We start from the raw sequence: 18,322 nt of genomic DNA, 5'->3' as shown, positions 1-18,322 counted from the left end.
ATCACTGGGTGCTGAGGACAAGAATGGCTGCTAAGTTAAGGTATACAACCATTGGGAAAAAATTTCTATGATTTGAATCATGTCGCAGAAACCTCATGGTTCTAAGGAGTTCTCCAGGAGGAAATGGCTTATCACCTGATTGTCTGACTAAAAGATAAAAAAAATATTAAGCTTCCGTCAGATTTTATATATTTTTGTAACAAAAGTGAGCAAAGAAAAAAGGGTAGGTACAAGACCTACCCCTATAATTTTTGAGATCTTGTCAAAATTTAAACGAGCTTCAGGTCTGGATATTCAGCCATCAAGTCATCTGAGGTGAGAGTATCGCCTTCGGCTTGAGGTGTCCAGAGAATTTCTACCGCCAGTAAGCGCTCACTCGAAATACTCCCCATTTGACGCAGAGCTTGACGCAGGTCATCTGAGCTATTGATTTGTGGGAGTTCCAGCTTGCCTTGAGTCCCTACCACAAGCGTAACGACAATGTATTCACCCGGTGCCTCTGTGGCAACGATTTGTCCACCATCAGCAGGTAAGGAGGTCTGGGAAGAACCTTCTCTAAGCTGATTGTTGACGTTCGAGAGGGTTTCTGCGGTAAACTTGCTGCGCTCCGCCAGTGCCAATTGATTAAATTTCGCTTCTGCCGCTTCGAGTGCAGTTTGTTGAGATTGAGCCGCACCATAGACCCAGTATTCAGGGTGGCGTAGTAAAGCTAAAGTTGACTCTTGCAGAACTTGCGCTCTACCCTCAGCAGAACCTGTATCTGCACTAAGCGCTAACTCGTCTAGTTCTTTTTGGAGACCACGCGCCCCCTCTAACAGACCCACTTGTACACGAGCTACCGAAATCTTGGGGTTGCTGTAGCCTGGAACATCGTTATCGCCACCCTCACCCATGCGGCGGAAGGTCTGCACCAAGAAATTAGCGATCGCAAAGAAAATCAGAATACCGAATATACTGCTAAAGCCGCCGCCAAATAAGAAGGGCATCAGAAAGAACGACCCTCCAAAGCCGCCGCCGCCTGGATATCCATAACCATATCCACCATAGCCGCCACCCGGTGAGCGGTAACCACCACTCGGAGGTGAGTAGCTACGACTGGGGGCACTGAAAGAACCACCACCAATCCGACCGCCACTTCTGGCGGCTAGGGCATTATCGGCGTTACCTAGAACCAGGGAACATATCAGCCCGAATAGAAAAAGGGATTTCAAAAAAGGTTTAATCGTTGAAAAAAGTTTGTTACGCATAGGAAAACCATTACTCTCCAAGCTAAGTGAAACTTTAGCGGCTCTAGTAGCTCAAAACATCTTTTGACCAATAAGTCTTAAGGTGGAGAGCCCAGAAAAGGGAAATCCGCAAGGGGTTCTGCTAGCTCCTTCTCTAATTTACCGCTACCGTCCCTCTAGCTGAATCAGCTCATTGGAGGGATTCCCGATGAAGATACCCGTACTTTCACTTAGACTTTTACCTTTACCCACCGCCAACAATCGTGACAATTTCCAGCTTGTCGCCTTCTTGGATTTGAGTTTGAGACCAATATTGTCGATGGAGAATTTCGCCGTTATACTCCACAGCGACTAGGCGGGGATTTAAGCCTAAGTGTTCTAGAAGTTGCGGAAGCTGAGTTTGCAGAGGGCAGGTACGGGTTTCACCATTCACTTGAAGAGTAATGCGATCGCTTGTGTTAGACATGAGATTGAGTGACACGGGCTTCGAGGCTACGGAGAGTTTGCTGTCGCGTGAGTTGAGACAGGAAGTATTGCGTAATTAGGGTGGGTTGCTCAGCTTGCATGATGGCACGTACAATTGCCACTCGCCCAGCACCAGCCCCTAGAACCTCGTTAATATTACTCGGATCGATGCCTCCGATCGCAAACCAGGGTATGGTGGCCTGCTTAGCGGCATATTGCACATATTCCAAACCCGCCGCGGCTTTACCTTCTTTGGTGGGCGTCTCATAAATCGGCCCCACACCGATATAGTCTGCACCTTCATCGATCGCACGTCGCATTTCCTCCGGATTTGTGGTAGAGCGACCAATTAGGCGCTGGGAACCCAGTAGCTGTCGCGCCAGTGCGATCGGAATATCCTGTTGCCCTAAATGCACACCATCCGCATCCACCGCCAAGGCTAAATCGACCCGGTCGTTCATGATAAACAACGCCCCGTAGTGATGGCACATCTGGCATAGTTTCTGAGCATAGGAGAGTCTCACCGTATCGTCTGCGGTTTTTTCTCGGTACTGTACTAGGGTGAGTCCGCCTTGCAGCGCTGCTTCTACCGTGGTAAATAGCTGTTCTGAAGTGGATGTCACCAGGTAAAGATGCGATCGCTCCAAGAGTTGATGACGCCGATAGGCCAGCAAATTGCTCTCCAATGTATAAACTCGGTAGCGCATCTGCTTAAAGACTGCACCCATCTCTGGGTGATAAAGCTTGCCGTATTCTTCCAACACCCGCAGCGCTTCTTCCACCCGGCAAAGATTGGCCTGCAAAAGCTGCTCAATGCTGGAGCGCTGTTCTTCCTTCGGATGAGTCAAATCAGTGCCAGGGTCTTGTGGAGTATCCCGTGATGCCCGAATTTCTTGAGTATGCCAGCTAGCTAATTCCTGGCGCATTTGCTTGCATTCGTTTGCCAGTGAGCCGCTATTGAGACCAAAACGGCACCACTCTTCAATAATTCGCAAGCCTTCTCTCGCTCGGTCTAAATTGGCGTCTAAAATCCGGCAAATAGCTGGCTCTTGCCATCTACGACCGCTGTATTGAGCGCTCATCGCGAACTTCACTCCATTATTTGTAATCGTAACAGGGCTTCTTTAAAAGATTCTGACCGGATTGGTTTGCCCGTCAACGCCAGAGCGGATGAACCTCCTTAGATAGACTGGTACCACTGATAATGATCTTGAACTCGTCATGTTATACAGCAAGAGAAAAAAAGGTGACGGCAAATAATAAGTTTTATCTTACTCGCCGAGAAGACCCCAGGTGAAGTGTACCGTGGGGCATACTCACTAAAGCTCTGCTGGGAACTTACGCTTGGGGAGACTTGCCCAATAAGAGCGGTTGGAGCAATCCTGCTGTCTAACGGCGAGTTGATGAACCAAGAATCCCCGTATCTTAGCGAAGCGAGGCGTTAGCCTAGCGTAGGGAAATGCGGGGAGTGTCAACCTATCCTCAAGTCGGTTAACCTTTATCGATTTAGGTCGATAAAAGACAAATTGCCTCGCCACTGCACAGATGGTTCTCACTTGTCATGGAGTTAATCATTTTGATCGGTCTGCAAGCTTCGGGGAAGAGTACCTTCTTCCGCCAGTATTGGGCGGCAACCCACGAACTCGTCAGTAAAGACCTGATGCGGAACAATAAAAATCGTGCCAGAAGGCAGGCACAGCTCGTTGAAGCGGCACTACAAGCAGGTCGTTCCGTCGTAGTTGACAATACAAACCCAACGGTTGAGGAACGAGCCTCACTCATTGAACTAGGCAAGCTATACGGTGCTCAGCTTTTGGGATATTACTTTCAATCCAAAGTCAGTGATTGTCTTAGACGCAACCAGAAACGCACGGGTAAGGCGAGAGTGCCAGACGTAGGAATTTACGCCACAAATCATAAGTTAGTCCGCCCTTCTTATGCAGAAGGCTTCCATCAACTGCTTTATGTAAAGATGGCGGAGAACTCGGCTTTTGAGATTTTTGCCTGGACTGAAACGGATGGATAGCGATCGCTTTGAACAAAAAATGCGTTCCTTGGAGTACTTCCACTCCCTACGCCTCTTGCCTGGTGCTTGGGTCGTGATTCGTGTGGATGGTCGTGGGTTCTCGCGCTTTACGGATTGACACTCTCCGCCCTATAAGGACGGAGATTCTTTCATCACGGGGAGCGCAACCGCTTTACCCTCAGAAAGCATCTTGACCGTGTGTCCCACGGCTGCAAGTCCCCTGACGAGAACTACTTGAGCGGCTGCAACATCCCTGTCTGTTGTATAGCCGCAATGTTCGCAGGAATGAACCCGCTCAGACAGCTCTTTTTTACCCGTTTCAACCAAGCAATTAGGGCATATCTGACTGGTTTTCTTGCTGCCTACCTTCAGGAAAAACACTCCACGCTTACGGCAACACTGCTCTAATACTTGGAAGAACTGACCCCAACCAGCATCTAGACAGTGCTTCCCTAAGAAGCCACGCGCCAGACCTTTGAGGTTCAAATCTTCTACAAATATCATCCCTGCCCAATCGCAGAGATTATGCGCCAATAGCCAGTAGTAATTCTTCCTCGTGTTCGCAATTCGTTCGTGTAATTTACTAACCTTCACTTGCGCTTTCTTCCGGTTATTTGAACCTCTGACCTTCCTTGATACTCTTTGTTGCAGCAATTTAAGCTTGCCTTCGAGCTTCTTGAAAGGTCGTGGATTCGGAAACAATTTGCCGTTAGAAACCGCAGCAAAGTGACTAATCCCCACATCAATTCCAATCGCCTCACCATGCGGCATGACATCTGGGATTTGTGCATCCCATTGCAACGCCAGCATGGCATACCAGCCACTAGCTTTGGCGACGATGCGTAACTGCTTCAACGTGGCTCCATTGGGGATGGAACGCGACTGGCGAAACTTAACCCAACCAATCTTTGGTAGCTTAACCGCGCCATTTTGAATAGGGTTAACTCCCATCTGTGGAAACACAAATGAGCGCATTGCCCCTACTTTCTTGAAGCGGGGGAAACCAGTCGAGAGCTCCCACATACTGACAAATGCCTGTTCAAGGCGCTTTAAGGTTTGCTGTAAAACGTGAACTTGAACGGCGTTTAATGCAGGAATTCGACGCCTAGCTTCGGTTAACCCTTTACACTGACTGGCGTAGGTTGGTCTTTTGCTGTCAGCTGGGATGATGTATTCAGACTGGAGGGAGCAAGCGTTTATCTGACAACTACGAGACTTAAACCAATCTTTGCGCTCGGCAAGCGCATAGTTGTAAACACGTCGGCACTGCTCTAGCCAATCTTCAAAAATGGCTATCTGTGCTTGAGTGGGTTTAAGTTTGAACTCGTAAGTTAGCGTAAACACTTATATCACCTTCTTAGTTCTAAGATAGCATTCTTGAACTATCGATGGTACGTTTTATCAAGCCATCTCGGAAATAAAAGCCGTCCTAGAAGGACAGGGGAGCAATAGTTACGCAGCTTGTATCCCATTAGTTTTGGTCACGATTTGAGAATGTGTAATTTCCTCAGAAGCTGAGTTCAATTTTTGACGGAGAAGGAAAAAAATCTGTAGTAAACCATTAGGCGACCTGAGTACGGGTTGAGCATGACATTTGGCTTGCCAAGATAGCAATGCCAAAATTGAAGCATTGGTGTAAGGGCGCATCTACTAACTCTCGCTGCTCACACCATTCCTATGCGCGTTCAATGCAAACTAATTTAGAGATTGATTTACTCGATCAACTAATTGACTTGCTCCAAGCTTGTTTTTCAGTTGACGAAGCAGACACAGCACTCAAACCATTAATGCAACAACTCTTCCCCCAGGAGGTTGGCGCAATTTATGTCATCAGTTCCTCACAAAACCTGGTGGAAGCGATCGCAAATTGGGGTGCTTTACCCTTGACGAGCGATCCCATCTTCACCCCGGATGAATGCCTCTCCCTACAGCGAGGACAAGCCCATTTGGTAGAAGACACCCATCACGGTTTACTTTGTCAACATGTTCGACCCGACTCTTTGGCTGTTGAAACCTTGTGCATACCCATGATGGCGCATGGGGAAACCTTGGGAGTTTTATATATTGGTTCACTTTATCGGGGACGTATCACCGAAATTAAACCGTTAGCCGAGACGGTGGCAAAACACATCAGTTTGGCGCTAGCTAACCTGAAACTTCGGGATACCCTCAATCACCTCAGACTGCGTGACCCACTCACCAAGCTCTACAATCGACGTTACCTAGAAGAATCCTTGGAACGAGAAATCCAACGGTCTGTTCGTCAGAGACTTTCTTTAGGTCTTATCCTGCTCCATATTGATTGCTTCGAGGACTTCAACAACCGATTGGGTCATGCCGCCGGTGATTTACTGTTGCGAGAAATGGGTCTATTTTTGCCCAGCCAAATTCGCGAGAGTGACTTAGCTTGCCGTTACCGGGGTGAAGAGTTCCTTCTCCTGCTGCCGGAAGCGTCTTTAGAAACGACTCAACAACAAGCTGAACAATTGCGGCAGAACATCAAGCGATTAAATTTTGAATATCAAGGTCAACCCCTTGGTACCCTGACAATTTCGGGTGGGGTAGTGAGTCTCTCTGAGCATGGCTTAACGGCTAAGACTTTACTCCAGGCGGTGAATGCAGCCTTGAGGCAGGCTAAAGAACAAGGATGCGATCGCATTGTAACCCTCCCCTCCTAGATTTGAAGACGTGGTAGGTAAGCTGTTCAACGTCTAATTGGCCTAGTCGAGACGGGCAATATGCCCATCCCACAAGAAATCTGCATAGTGATTCCGTTGCAAGTTAAACAACAGCTTACCGAGTTTCTCCTTGATCCTTCATTCTTTACACTTAGACTTCTTCAGAATTTCTTTAGATAAAAATCCTTACCCATCCCCCCAGAGGGGATGCTAACCTAAGGGATAGACGGGGTGCCTCTGACAACAATACGGATGCACCCTAGCTAATTGAACTCGAATCTATTGGTAGGTACGTGACGTGGTTGCCACTCCTGAAAAACCTCAACAAATAACATCCCCTCGCACGGGCGGTAATGATCGAGTTGCTGTCTTACTCATGGGCTATGGCGAAGTCGAAAGCTACGAAGATTTCGCCAACTACAATGAACAAGCTTTAAACTTACTCACTGCCAAATTTGCCCCCGTCCCCACTTGGGTTTACCCTCCACTGGCAAAACTTCTGGCAATGTTCGACTTGCACGAGTGGGGACACACCCACGATAATTTTATCTCTCCCCATAATAAAATCTTTGAACAGCAACGCGCAGGGATTGAGAAGCACTTGCAGGAAAAATGGGGCGAACGAGTCCAAGTCTTCAAAATCTATAACTTCTGCGCCCCCTTCCTCGCTGAGCAAGTCCTCGCGGATATCAAAGCCCAAGGCTTTGATAAGCTGCTAATCTATCCTCTGTTAGTGGTCGATTCTATCTTCACTAGCGGTATTGCTGTTGAACAAGTTAACCAAGCTCTGACTAAGCTGACGGATGGCGGTGAACACTGGGTTAAAGGACAGCGTTACATCCCTTCTTTCTACAACGAACCAGACTACATTGACTTACTCGCCCGACTGGTTGAGGAAAAAATCGCTAAAGATTTAGCCGTAGCGCACTTGCCTTCCCAAACAGGTATTGTGTTGATGAATCACGGTTGTCCTCATAAGGCTAAAGGCTTTACCTCTGGCATCTTGGAAAGTGAGGCACTTTATGAGCGAGTCCGAGAAAAGCTACTTTACAAGTATCCTTTAATCTCAGTGGGTTGGCTCAACCATCAAACGCCCTTAATTGAATGGACTCAGCCGAATGTTGAGTTAGCCGCTAAGAACCTGATTGGTTTGGGTGCTACCGCCCTTGTGATGATGCCGATTGGCTTTGCCACAGAAAATCATGAAACGATATTGGATGTGCATCACATTGTCCATAATCTAAAACGCACAAGTCCTCACGTTACTTACGTTGAGATGCCCTGCGTTAACGATCATCCTGACTTCTTAAGGATGGTGGCCCAATGGGCAAATCCTCAGATTGAGGCGCTGTTATCAGAAACCGCACTAGCGGTTAATCCCCAGTTGGCGGCGGTGCAGGCATCTCACCACCATCATCATGATCATGATCACCATCACCATCATGAGGGGCATACCCATTCGGCTCATTCCCATGATCATTAAGAACATAGCTGATTAAGGCTAATTTTCAATAATTTGAAAGGCGTTGAATCTTACAGCCAGTAGTTTCAGTTACCTGGCTAGAAGGAGGTTCAACGTTTTTGTTTAATTTTGACAGTTATGGAGGTATAGCAGAGGGCAGAAGGCAGAAGGCAGAAGGCAGAAGGGAAAAGATTGACGGGTCTTGGTTTCAGTATTTGCCTTTGTCCTAACCTTTATGGCGACAGCTATATATCCAAGCAACTCCGCTTGGCTTTAAGCCTTACAGATGATATAGCTATCGCAGCCCAGGCTTCACTCATCTGAGCAGCTACAATTTTGCTGTATTGGTGAATTTACAAAGAATGGCAGATATTCAAATCGAGATACAAGGACAAGACGCGATCACACCAACAGAAGAACTCTTCTCAATTTCTGGGTTATCAGGAAGTTGGGACACTGAGGGTGAAGCGGATAAAGAGGGCACTCTAATCACAATTGGTACTATTGTCGCCATAGTTGGGGGCACAGTTGCGATCGCTGAGCAAATTCGCAAGTGGTACAAGGAATATAAACAAGGCAAGTCTGGGAAAAAGATTGAGAAGGTACTGATTCAGGGGCGCAACGGTAGGCGATTGCTGCTGGAGAATACCACACTGGAGCAAATCAAGCAAATTCTAGACGACCAGTGAAGCGGTAAACGTGAAGACGCTCCACCTCGACCTCAAGCCCGTCGCGGATAATTACGCACAGCTACGTTTCTTTTTTGATAATCCAAATGATTATCAGTCGCGATCGCTCCCTCTTTCAGACATCGCAGACCTGATTCAGTTAGCAGAACAAGACTACTACGTTCGCTTGGCTGTTGATTATACCATAACTGGGCAAAAGCTGTACAACTGGTTAGATGGAAGCGATCGCCTTCTCTCTCGGACAATGCAGCAGCATCCGGGGGAAAGCTTGATTTTAGCGATCGCAGCAGGGGAAAGTCTTGCCCATCTGCCTTGGGAAGTGCTGCACGATGGCAATAACTTTCTCGTGGCCCGAGTGCCTGCGGTGGTTCCGGTGCGATGGGTATCATCCAATACGAAGAAATTATACCTTGAGGGAGAACCCGCCAATCGGGCGCTGAATATCTTATTTATGGCAACCTCTCCTTTGGGAGTGGAACCTGTACTGGAATTTGAGGCAGAGGAAGGGCGGATACTGGAGGCGACAGCGCGGCAACCGTTGGCGCTGGTGGTGGAAGAAAGCGGCAGTTTGACGGAGTTGGGTTATTTAATTGACGATTACGACAAGGGATTTTTTGATGTATTGCATTTGACGGGACATGCCACGATTACCGAAAACGGGGAACCTCGGTTCTATACGGAAACGGAAACGGGGGAATGTTACCTTGCTAGTGCGGTGGATATCGCCAAGTCGTTGAAATCCCGCTTACCGCAACTGATTTTCCTGTCTGGTTGTCGCACAGGGCAAGGGGGGCAGTTGGGGGCAGTGCCTTCGCTGGCAGAGGGGTTGCTGAAGTTGGGGGCTAAGGCGGTTTTGGGTTGGGGGCAGACGGTATTAGATACGGATGCGACTGCTGCTGCTGCGGTGTTGTATGGGGAGTTGGCGGAGTCATCTACGCTAATCAGGGAAAAGTCGAGCAAGCCCTTGACCTATATCAACAGGTTCTCGAAACAGCAGAAAGCATCGGTGATGTTCGGGGCAAAGCAGCGGCGTTGGCAAATCTAGGGCAGTTGTTGGCAGACGAGAAAGGAGACTTTGACAAAGCACTGGATTATTTGCTGCAATCTCTGGAGATATTGCAGCGTCTCCAATCCCCCGATACTGAGACAGTGCGGGAAGCGCTCGCCAGAGTGCAACAGATGAGAGACGACATCCAGTAAAAGCGATCGCATAGTAGTATTACCAGCAACCTCCAACAGACGCTTTTATGGCTCAGACTATTGCGATTGAGAAGAACATCACCACTCTTAACCAGCTACAAGCCAGGTTCAATCTCAGGCGTAGCGACAATGACCAATTCTTCACTGAATGGTTCAATGGTCTAAGCGAACCCAGTGACTCAGAAAAGCAAGCTCTCGACGGGATTAAACAACAATACTTTTATCAGAGAGCAGATGGCCCCTTAGCAGAAGGCGCTGTCAAAATGGTAGTGCTGGCTAAACTTCTTGATTTAGCTGGATTCTATGACCCTCCCTTCCGGTTTCGCACAGAAACAAGTGTTGAGATAGCCATTGAAGATCGGGATGAAATCTTGCGGGGACGTATTGATGCCCTAGTTATACAGGAACAGTTCTGGGTTCTCGTCATTGAATCGAAGCGTACAACCTTCTCTACAGATGTGGCGTTACCGCAAGCTTTAGCCTACATGATGGCTAACCCTAACCCAGAGCGACCCATTTTTGGATTAGTCACCAATGGCAGTCATTTTATCTTTATTAAGTTGGTTCAATCTAGAGAGCCACAATATGACCTCTCTGATGAGTTCTCTCTCTACCAACGTCACAACCAACTCTACAATATTTTGCAGATTCTCAAACGCATTGGGCAGGTAATGACAGAGGTATGAATTGTATTTTGGTGCAAAAGCCAAGCCTGTTATTGGAGTGAGTCCCTACAGATTTACTTCCCCATCTAGATGCTACGGACAAAATCTAAAAATTCCCCAACTCTCTGGAACGATATCATCCAAGTAGGGACTCACTTGAAGTGATTAGATCCGTAAAACAACCGTGAACCTCCGCGATATACCCGTCCTTTTTGACCAATAACTCAGTTTTTAGGACAGGAGTTCATTCCTTCAATCAGCCTTAAAGGTCGCTTAAACCCTTGTCAGTACATTGCTCGATTCGTCACGAACGTTGGGCGAAATCTCGTGTTCAGAGATTTCTACTGACTGGACTGGCATCCAGTTACTTGTCACATCTTCTACAAACGTTTTCTTGTTTATTTGTGCGTCATCAACCACCTCGACTTTGAGTGTTGCTAAATAAGCGTTGTCAATCATTTCATGCCCATAGGCAACAACCTGCCCGATTTTGCCTGTTGTTTTGTGAAGTGCGTAGTCGCCAATATTCAACATGGTATTCATGAGTAGTGTTACGACTGGTCTCAAAAAGCATAGTTCAGTAACACTGTCAAGGTCAAGCAATGATTATTAATTAAAAATGTGATAGGATTATAATTTGGCAAAAATTGCTCAGAAATTTGGTATCCAATTCCAATCTATCTACCTAATGCAAGAAGGCAGAAGGCAGAAGGCAGAAGGCAGAAGGCAGAAGGCAAGAAAGTTTGTACAGTAAGCTGTTTAACCTTTTTCAACTGGATAGTTATTTATGCCAGCCTGGTCTAAACGGGCGGTTAGAAATCGGTGTTTGGGAGAAACCATTTCTTAAGATAGATGCAATCATCAAAGAATTAGAAAATTTCATTAATACTTAAGCGATCTCGCCGACCATGAATACTTCTCTAAGATACCCATAGAGACCGAGTTTAATTGTCATAGAAATTTGACATTGAATAGGGGCAAGGTATTTCCCTAGCCCCTAAAATCCTGAACTCTTGACGATTGCTCTTTGGCAGCTTGAAGTTAGGGAATCCCTCCAAGTTTGCGGGTATTTTCAACTAAACTTTGAGCAAACTGATCGAAGCGCTGCGAGAGTTTTTCGTCCAAAATTTTGCCATCTTCACCAAACGCCTTCCAGGATTGACCAATTGCAATTTGCTCTGGAATTACCCAGGCATGTACCCAACGCATGATCACCCGTAGGTCATTCAGGGCATTACTGTTATGCTGACCGCCCAATACACTAATCAAACCCGTGACTTTGCCCGACATCTGATCAAAACTCATCAAATCCAGGGCATTTTTCAAAACCCCACTGACGCTACCGTGATATTCTGGAGAAGCCAGAATCAAAGCATCCGCTTCCTGAACCGTTTCACGTAATCGAATCACATCTGGATAGCCTGGATAATCATTGCCACCCGTACAAAAGGGGAGTTGCATCTGGCGTAGGTCAAGTATTTCGGTAGAGGCTCCTAACGCTTGCACGCGCTGGATTGCTAGAGCTAGCGCAAGATAACTTGTAGAGTCAGATCGCAAACTACCGCCAATTCCAACAATTTTCACCATGTTAATAACACTCTTTACTCAAACATCTAAAATAATCGGCTTAATCTAGTCACTAAGTCTGCTAAATTCCTCTCACTATAGAGATAAATATAAATTTCGGGAGTAGGGGATACACCTCAAAGGTTCAGAATTTAAAATGAAGTCATTTCGACTACGTTTAATATAATGAATTTAGCTCAACCTCGTCAAACAGAGCTTATACTAACCCGCACAGACCCTGTACAACCGTGAAGATCAGTCAACCCAAGGCAGATACGGCGAGAATTGAGAAAGTTAAACTAGAAATTGGAAAGAGACTTCAACTGAAAGGTAACGCCGGTTTACACAGGAGTTGAGTTAAGGCAAGACGCACAAGGAAATTGTGATGAAAGACAGTTCCTGGATGAGGGCATGGATGGGACATAAACCAGCAAGAAGTTTGGCAAAGGAACAGGGGACACGCGAGTGTGTTTCGACCAACCACAAGCAAAAGGCCGCGACCGTCAACTTCTGGCGTCTTGCGGCTAGTGTACTCCTGATTCAAGGGGTTGTGTTAGGCACCCCAGTCCAAGCACAGCAAACAGAACAAAAATCGCTCAAATATGGGGAATTGTTGGAGAAAATTGACCAAGACGAAGTCACGCGAGTCCAACTTGACCCAGGGACGAGGACGGCAAAAGTCAGGCTGCTAGGGCAAAAAAAGACCGACCCCCCCTTAGAAGTGGATCTACTCGATCAAAATCCAGAACTGATTGAGAAACTCCGTGAAAAAAAAGTTGAGCTGGATGTTGAAGCCACGACCGATAACTCAGCAGCTCTAGGGCTTGTCGCTAACTTGTTTTTACTCTTATTGTTACTGGCAGGGTTAATGATGATCCTGCGTCGCTCGAATAGCAGTTCGGGGCAAGCCTTGAACTTCGGGAAATCGAGGGCGAGGTTCCAGATGGAAGCGAAAACCGGCGTGATGTTCAATGATGTCGCCGGTATTGAAGAGGCCAAAGAAGAACTGCAAGAGGTCGTTACCTTCCTCAAACAACCCGAACGGTTCACGGCGATTGGGGCAAAAATTCCCAAGGGAGTGCTGCTGGTGGGACCTCCAGGTACAGGAAAAACCCTCTTGGCAAAAGCGATAGCCGGAGAAGCGGGAGTTCCTTTCTTTAGCATTTCGGGGAGTGAATTTGTCGAGATGTTTGTGGGTGTGGGGGCTTCTCGCGTCCGCGACTTGTTCAAAAAAGCCAAAGAAAACGCCCCCTGCCTCATCTTTATTGATGAAATTGATGCAGTCGGTAGACAGCGGGGTGCGGGGATTGGGGGTGGTAACGACGAGAGAGAGCAAACCCTCAACCAGTTGCTCACGGAAATGGACGGCTTTGAGGGAAATACAGGGATTATCATCATCGCCGCCACCAACAGACCGGATGTCCTCGATGCCGCCTTGTTGCGCCCCGGACGCTTTGATCGGCAAGTGATTGTGGATGCCCCCGACCTCAAAGGACGGCTGGGTATCTTGGAAGTCCACGCCCGCAACAAAAAGATCGACCCTGACGTTTCCCTAGAAGCGATCGCACGTCGTACCCCTGGCTTTACAGGCGCTGACTTAGCTAATTTGCTCAACGAAGCCGCGATTCTCACCGCCCGACGCCGTAAAGAGGCGGTGACGATGCTAGAGATTAATGACGCCATTGACCGGGTTGTAGCAGGGATGGAAGGCACCCCACTGGTGGATAGCAAGAGTAAACGCTTGATTGCCTACCACGAAGTTGGACATGCGGTGATCGGTGCCCTCTTGCCCAACCATGACCCCGTACAGAAGGTTACCCTGATTCCTCGTGGACAAGCTCGTGGACTCACTTGGTTTACTCCCAGTGAAGAACAAGGTTTATTGTCTCGCTCTCAGATCTGCGATCGGATCACAGCCGCTTTAGGTGGCAGAGCAGCAGAAGAAGAAATCTTTGGTGACGCCGAAGTGACAACCGGGGCAGGTGGTGATTTGCAAACGGTGACCTCCTTGGCACGGCAGATGGTGACCCGCTTTGGCATGAGCGATTTAGGCCCTCTGTCCTTGGAAGAACAAGGGAACGAAGTCTTTCTCGGTGGCTGGATGTCCACGCGCTCAGAATACTCTGAGAAGATTTCCGCCAAGATTGATTCACAAGTCGAGCAAATTGTCAAAAAGTGCCACGAGCAAGCTCGCCAAATCATCCGCGAAAATCGCGTAGTTATTGACTACTTAGTTGAGCTGTTAATTGAAAAAGAAACAATTGACGGCGACCAGTTGCTTGAAATTATGAATGAACACAAGCAATTGGACGGAGAAAAGCTGGTAGTTTCTGGATGATGGAAAAGGGAAAGATAAAGGCAATATCTTTCCCTTTTTCTTTTCCATCGCTATTGTCTTAACCAAACAATTTATCCCAGGTTTGTGGCCCCACAATACCATCCGCCGTTAAGCCTTGCTGTTTCTGAAACACCTCAATAGCCGTGGCTGTCACGACGCCATAGACCCCATCTACCTCAACTTTGAGTCGATGTTGAAGGTATTTAACCGTGGTGCCTGCGGCGTGATTTTCTCTGAGTACAGGCTTCGCTAATATCTGATCGATCGCTTGCCATGTAGTCGGCCCAGCAATTCCATTTTCAGTAATACCGACCATTCGTTGAAAGTTTCGGATAGCAGCTTTAGTTTCATTATCCAAAGAGCCATCTTCTACCAACGATTTACCGTTATCATCTCTAATTTTTAATCGATTTAAGGCTTTCTGTAGGTCTAGAATTGTTTTCTTTTCAGCCTCATCTGGATTCGGCGCAGTTTGTCCGGTTAATCCTTTAACAATGGCATCGGATAGAGCATCAGGATTGTACCGCTTCATATCGGTTTGAGAATCGCAAAAACAGCATTCAACCAGAATAGCTGGCATATTTGTATTGCTGATAGCATACAAATGCAACCCATTTTTAACCCCTCGATTGAAGTAGCCCAGCTTTACGATATTCTCTAAAACAGACTGAGCAATCCGTCTGCCCGTATCACTGGCTGTAAAAATTTCTGTTCCATTCACTTGCCCATTAAATGAGTTAAAGTGAATCGAAACAAAAATATCCACTCGATTGGAGTTCGCGATATTGCATCGCTGCTGAAGAGAATGGCCGACACTACTAGCACGACTTGGTTTACAGTCAATCACTTGATGACCGAGCAATTTTAACTTGGAGATAACGCGTGTCCCGACCTCCATTGTTAGCTTATCTTCCTGCCGAATGCCGTTGGCTCCAGTGTCGGGAGGACAGTTATGACCGATATCTATTCCGTATTTCATTGAAATTACCGTTAAATTTCTAGAGGCTTTGAACCGTTGTGGTTCAGTTCAGTTTGTTAGAGAAAATAAATGTTTCTCTGACAATCTTTACACAATTCAGCGTTCTGCCTGGATAGCACTCAATTCAGAGACAATATTTCCCAAATCGAACAGTGAAATTAATCCCGTTGATTTTTGTACTTTGCCACCGCACCACTGTTAGATTGTTGGTTGTACATAGCCCGAAGAACTAAGGCTGGATCAACATATTGGTTAGCATATTTCATCCCCCAATGTAGATGAGGGCCAGTTGTACGACCGGTCATTCCCACTCGACCTATTCTGGCTCCCGATGGCACCCGTTGACCTTCCCAGATTTGAAGACCACCGCTATGATCAATCAAATAACGACGACCCTCGGCAGTTTCAACATGTCCTTTCATATGACAGTAGACATGCGTCCACTCTCCGGATTGAATTTTAATTGAGGTGCCGCAGGCCGTATGATCGGAAAGTTCAATAACCTGACCCGTCCACCAACTGCGGATATAGCTTCCTTCCGGAGCGGCGATATCTAAGCCTCGATGCAATTCCCATCCTGCGCCTCCTGTGGCAGAGCGTCGGTAGCCAAAACCAGAGGTGTAAGCTTGAAAGTTTTCGACAGGAAAAGAACCCCCTTGCCAGGAATTGATACTCGCTACCTGGATTGCACGCGCTTCTGAGGCTCTCACCTGATCTTTGTACAGCCCTCCTAGTGTAATCACACTGATGAGACTCAGCACAGCCAAAAGTAGCAAGCGTCGATTTGCTCTCTTGCTGTTTGGTCTCTGGTAAGGCTTAGATACTTGCTGCATTTGTTTACTTCTCTACTGCTTGATGAATTAATCAGTGGGGTAACTCGCACGCAAGAATGTAGTAACTATTCTTCACATTTTGAGTTCGTGGCAGATTTCCTAGAGTAGCTGACACCCGATGCAATACTTGAAACTGCCTCTACTGTTTTTGGGAGTTGTGAAAGTTCAGTGGATAGGCTTTTACCGTCACGAATTAATTCTTCGCAGGATCTTAATCTCTAAGAATCTGCCTTGTCATCCTTTTGCTCCGAATTGTGAGGTTGAGGAGTTGTGAGGAAGACGCTTCTTCAGGGAAGACGCTCAAAGCAGCGGAGGGTTCCAAAAAATCCCTATAACCCAAAATTCACACCTTTTTGGTATTTCTTCAAATCTGTACTTTTGTTAAGATACCTGAATCGTTGTAAATTTCCTGATCTCCACCCTCGTTCTACCCATGCTGACTAATATTTTTCCCTTTAAGTTCACCCTGGATGCTACGTTAATTGCGGGTTCCTCCTTGTGGGCACTAGCACTGTATTTAAGCTTCTCATCCTTCAGCCAATGGTTGATCGAGCAACTCAATCGCTGGTTCACCGTTGCTCAAGCCTCCCTTTACGCCTCAACTAAGGAAATTGAAAACATTCGTCAGGGTAGAGAAGCTCAAAATGCTTTGTATGCCTCAATTTTCAGTATCGTACCGTTTTTAATGGCGGGAGGTTTGTGTAATTGGGGTGTTGAACTCAGTCTCGGTCGCAGTTGGGCGATTAGTATGGGGATTCTGGCTTGTATCGGTTGTGGTGTTTATGAATTAGGGCGTCGGGATGGGCAGTCGAATTAGGGGTTAGTCTAGGGAGAGGTTAAAAGTTGACAAGTTGAAAGTTAGATAGAAAACCTTCAACCTTCAATCCTGATCAAGTTCTTCCCGAACCAGTTGAGCGAGTTTCTCTGCTGCCCCTGGTTGCCCCCGAACAGTACGAAGGCGCGATCGCATCTCCTCTAACTTTTCTGGATGCTCTAAATAATCAATTACAAATTGTGCAACCTCAATCGGCTGAACTGCTCCAAATAATTCCGGCACAATCTCTGCTTTAGCCCAAATATTAGGCCATGAAAATAACCGCTTCTGGCGCAAAATTTGTTGAATCATAATTACATTAATTATCCTGATTAAACCAGACCCAATTCCAGGCAAGCGAGCTAAAATTCCCAGCAACCCATCCCAAGCACGCATGGCATCGAGTTGTTGGGTGGGGAGCAAGACAATCATGGGCACGGCTAAAGAACCTAACTCTGCCGTATTTGCTCCCACCGTCGTCAGACACAGGTGACACTGAGACAATAAATCATAAGCGGGAAACTTTCGCCAAAGTTCGATACACAAACCACTGGGTGTTTCGAGCCATGCTTTATCCTGAGTATCAGGATTTGGAAAAATCAGTTTAGCCTCGCCCCATCCCAACTGTTGAATCAGGGGATTTTGTTGCGGGTTGGCAAAACGAGCAAGGGTTGAAAAATCCAACGTTGGAGCAACAGGAATGACAAAGCGAGTTTGAGGTCGTTGTGCGTGGATAAATTGGGCGATCGCTAAGCTCAAAGGTACGCCCTGCATAAGTTTGGCGGGTTTTGACCCAGGTAGCAATCCGATGAGTTCAGTGGAAGGTTGAAGGTTAGAAGGCAAGTCTGAAGTTTCAACCTGCAACCTACTAATCTGTAATCCTACATCTGCCATCAAATCCCCAACGACTGTAAATTTGTCGTTGTAGTGTTTGGGGACTGTGGCAATAATTTCTGGTTTCATGACGCCGAAGCGATCGATCCAACGATGCCACCGCGCCTCCCATTCGGCATAGATAACGGTACGGTACCCCAATCGCTTGCCAATCAGCACAGGGAAAATCTGGTCGCCGCCTAAGAAGACAACCACACCTTTGTCGCGCCAGTCCCAGTTTTGGGCTGTTTTTCCCGACAGCAAAAAAGGAAAGAAATGCTCGGCACTCTGAACTCGGTCTACTTCAGGATAAGATTGTGCGATCGCCGATTCTTTCCCCGTCCCATTGGCACAAGGGGACAGAACCACGGAGATGCGGACTAACAAGCGGTCATCTCCTAGCTGTTGGCGTAAGGCTTTGACCACAGGACGCACCCAGGTTGTCACCTCACCGGGGCCATTTGAGAGAATTAAAATGTCTGCCGCTTGCATCGTTAGGAATTAGGTG

Annotated in this window: 19 protein-coding genes; 10 read left to right on the top strand and 9 right to left on the bottom strand. The window is 47.1% G+C overall.

Annotated elements, in window-relative coordinates; translation table 11 throughout:
• Positions 1-269: 269 nt before the first annotated feature.
• The 3 genes from NDI48_14325 to NDI48_14315 form a co-directional block, all read right to left on the bottom strand.
• On the bottom strand, positions 270-1,247 hold the full coding sequence (locus NDI48_14325) for a DUF1517 domain-containing protein (GenBank protein ID MEP0832348.1): 978 nt from the start codon (positions 1,245-1,247) through the stop codon (positions 270-272).
• Positions 1,248-1,470: 223 nt separating this feature from the next.
• On the bottom strand, positions 1,471-1,692 hold the full coding sequence (thiS, locus tag NDI48_14320) for a sulfur carrier protein ThiS (GenBank protein MEP0832347.1): 222 nt from the start codon (positions 1,690-1,692) through the stop codon (positions 1,471-1,473).
• On the bottom strand, positions 1,685-2,773 hold the full coding sequence (locus tag NDI48_14315; protein MEP0832346.1) for a thiamine phosphate synthase: 1,089 nt from the start codon (positions 2,771-2,773) through the stop codon (positions 1,685-1,687). The genes thiS and NDI48_14315 overlap by 8 nt, the downstream gene beginning before the upstream one ends.
• Before the next feature lie 479 nt (positions 2,774-3,252).
• On the opposite strand from NDI48_14315, the gene NDI48_14310 reads away from it, so the two are divergent.
• Together NDI48_14310 and NDI48_14305 are read left to right on the top strand one after the other, a co-directional pair.
• Entirely contained in the window at positions 3,253-3,717 is a 465-nt protein-coding gene (locus NDI48_14310; protein ID MEP0832345.1) for an ATP-binding protein, read from the top strand.
• A complete protein-coding gene (locus NDI48_14305) occupies positions 3,710-3,835 on the top strand; it encodes a tRNA(His) guanylyltransferase Thg1 family protein (protein ID MEP0832344.1) in 126 nt (41 codons plus the stop codon). Before NDI48_14310 ends, NDI48_14305 begins: the two co-directional genes overlap by 8 nt.
• Before the next feature lie 11 nt (positions 3,836-3,846).
• On the opposite strand, the gene NDI48_14300 is transcribed toward NDI48_14305, so the two are convergent.
• Positions 3,847-5,061, bottom strand: coding sequence for a transposase (locus tag NDI48_14300; GenBank protein MEP0832343.1), 1,215 nt, complete (start codon positions 5,059-5,061; stop codon positions 3,847-3,849).
• A gap of 344 nt (positions 5,062-5,405) precedes the next feature.
• Here NDI48_14300 and NDI48_14295 point away from each other — a divergent pair, with 344 nt between their 5' ends.
• From NDI48_14295 to NDI48_14270, 6 genes are all read left to right on the top strand, one after another.
• Positions 5,406-6,395, top strand: coding sequence for a sensor domain-containing diguanylate cyclase (locus tag NDI48_14295; protein ID MEP0832342.1), 990 nt, complete (start codon positions 5,406-5,408; stop codon positions 6,393-6,395).
• A gap of 298 nt (positions 6,396-6,693) precedes the next feature.
• Positions 6,694-7,878 (top strand): ferrochelatase, encoded by a 1,185-nt coding sequence (locus NDI48_14290; GenBank protein MEP0832341.1) that lies wholly within the window; start codon positions 6,694-6,696, stop codon positions 7,876-7,878.
• A gap of 341 nt (positions 7,879-8,219) precedes the next feature.
• Complete coding sequence (locus NDI48_14285) at positions 8,220-8,546, top strand: hypothetical protein (GenBank protein ID MEP0832340.1); 327 nt, start codon at positions 8,220-8,222, stop codon at positions 8,544-8,546.
• A gap of 10 nt (positions 8,547-8,556) precedes the next feature.
• On the top strand, positions 8,557-9,591 hold the full coding sequence (locus NDI48_14280) for a CHAT domain-containing protein (GenBank protein ID MEP0832339.1): 1,035 nt from the start codon (positions 8,557-8,559) through the stop codon (positions 9,589-9,591).
• Positions 9,477-9,746, top strand: a complete 270-nt coding sequence (locus tag NDI48_14275) for a tetratricopeptide repeat protein (protein ID MEP0832338.1) — start codon at positions 9,477-9,479, stop codon at positions 9,744-9,746. Before NDI48_14280 ends, NDI48_14275 begins: the two co-directional genes overlap by 115 nt.
• Positions 9,747-9,793: 47 nt before the next feature.
• Positions 9,794-10,432: a type I restriction endonuclease subunit R gene (locus NDI48_14270; GenBank protein ID MEP0832337.1), complete on the top strand. Its 639-nt coding sequence runs from the start codon at positions 9,794-9,796 to the stop codon at positions 10,430-10,432.
• A 252-nt stretch (positions 10,433-10,684) separates the two neighbouring features.
• On the opposite strand, the gene NDI48_14265 is transcribed toward NDI48_14270, so the two are convergent.
• On the bottom strand, positions 10,685-10,954 hold the full coding sequence (locus NDI48_14265) for a hypothetical protein (protein MEP0832336.1): 270 nt from the start codon (positions 10,952-10,954) through the stop codon (positions 10,685-10,687).
• A 498-nt stretch (positions 10,955-11,452) separates the two neighbouring features.
• Positions 11,453-11,998, bottom strand: coding sequence for an NAD(P)H-dependent oxidoreductase (locus NDI48_14260; GenBank protein ID MEP0832335.1), 546 nt, complete (start codon positions 11,996-11,998; stop codon positions 11,453-11,455).
• Between the two features lie 364 nt (positions 11,999-12,362).
• Between NDI48_14260 and ftsH the strand changes: the two genes are divergently transcribed.
• Positions 12,363-14,315, top strand: a complete 1,953-nt coding sequence (gene ftsH, locus NDI48_14255; GenBank protein MEP0832334.1) for an ATP-dependent zinc metalloprotease FtsH — start codon at positions 12,363-12,365, stop codon at positions 14,313-14,315.
• Positions 14,316-14,373: 58 nt separating this feature from the next.
• On the opposite strand, the gene NDI48_14250 is transcribed toward ftsH, so the two are convergent.
• Positions 14,374-15,294, bottom strand: a complete 921-nt coding sequence (locus NDI48_14250; GenBank protein ID MEP0832333.1) for an N-acetylmuramoyl-L-alanine amidase — start codon at positions 15,292-15,294, stop codon at positions 14,374-14,376.
• Positions 15,295-15,452: 158 nt separating this feature from the next.
• Positions 15,453-16,127, bottom strand: coding sequence for a M23 family metallopeptidase (locus tag NDI48_14245; GenBank protein MEP0832332.1), 675 nt, complete (start codon positions 16,125-16,127; stop codon positions 15,453-15,455).
• 433 nt (positions 16,128-16,560) lie between these two features.
• Between NDI48_14245 and NDI48_14240 the strand changes: the two genes are divergently transcribed.
• Entirely contained in the window at positions 16,561-16,944 is a 384-nt protein-coding gene (locus NDI48_14240) for a hypothetical protein (GenBank protein MEP0832331.1), read from the top strand.
• Between the two features lie 63 nt (positions 16,945-17,007).
• On the opposite strand, the gene NDI48_14235 is transcribed toward NDI48_14240, so the two are convergent.
• Positions 17,008-18,306, bottom strand: a complete 1,299-nt coding sequence (locus NDI48_14235) for a lipid-A-disaccharide synthase (protein MEP0832330.1) — start codon at positions 18,304-18,306, stop codon at positions 17,008-17,010.
• Positions 18,307-18,322: the final 16 nt, after the last annotated feature.

The sequence above is a fragment of the Microcoleus sp. AS-A8 genome, assembly GCA_039962225.1.
Classification (GTDB): Bacteria; Cyanobacteriota; Cyanobacteriia; order Cyanobacteriales; family Coleofasciculaceae; genus Allocoleopsis.
The sequence above is the reverse complement of the archived record's forward strand: the minus strand, read 5'-3'. Positions and strand labels throughout refer to the sequence as shown.